Genomic DNA, 890 nt, shown 5'->3' with positions numbered 1-890 from the left:
TTATTTATTTTGTATGCCTTGGTTTCGACTGGGTGGATGAAGTTCATATTCTTCCCGAAGGTTCAAAGTGAGTTGGCACGTGCTAACCTGGAAATGCCTATAGGAACACCCGTCGAAGTGACTGATCGATATGTCTTGTCAATGCTGGGAGCTGCCCGTGAGCTTCAGGATAAGTATCACCTGGAAGGCGAGGCGGTGATTCGAAATATCATGGCAACAACTGGCTCTTCTGGTGGTTCGAGCCATATTGGGCGCGTGATATTTGAAATTACGCCGCCAGAAGAGCGTACTTTGGATATCACCAGTCGCGAGCTGGTTAATGAGTGGCGTGCATTAATTGGCCATGTGCCGGGCGCAGAGAAGTTAACTTATCGTGCTGAAATTGGTCGAGTCAGTGACCCGATTGATATCAAGCTGAGTGCGCAGGACTTTAATGCTCTCTCAGGTATTGCTGAGCTAATAAAAGAAAAGTTGGCAAGCTACCCGGGGGTATTTGATATTTCCGATAGCTATTCAGACGGTAAAGAGGCGATTGAGATAGTGCTTTTGCCTCAGGCTTCAGTATTAGGCCTGACACGTCAGGATATTATGTCTCAGGTGCGTGAAGCCTTTTATGGCTACGAGGTGCAAAGAATTCAGCGTGGTCGTGATGATATCAGGGTTGTGGTGCGTTATCCGAAGAGTGATCGGCAGTCTATTCGTTCACTGGAAGAATTCTTGATTCGTAATGCCCAGGGAAGTGCTGTGCCGCTCTCTCAAGTCGCGAGCTTACGAGCAGAGTCAACGCCGGCTGTTATTAGTCGTTTGAATCTGAAGCGTACTATTAGCGTTCGGGCTGATGTCGACAAACAAGCAACCAATATGTTGGTGTTGCAACAGGAGCTACGAGA

At 47.8% G+C, this 890-nt stretch carries 1 protein-coding gene; it reads left to right on the top strand.

The genetic code is table 11. From position 1 onward, the window contains the following. The coding region (locus A3757_RS00515; protein WP_197469605.1) for an efflux RND transporter permease subunit at positions 1-890 on the top strand (890 nt) is incomplete at both ends.

The sequence above is a fragment of the Oleiphilus sp. HI0117 genome (assembly GCF_001635235.1).
The sequence above is the reverse complement of the archived record's forward strand: the minus strand, read 5'-3'. Positions and strand labels throughout refer to the sequence as shown.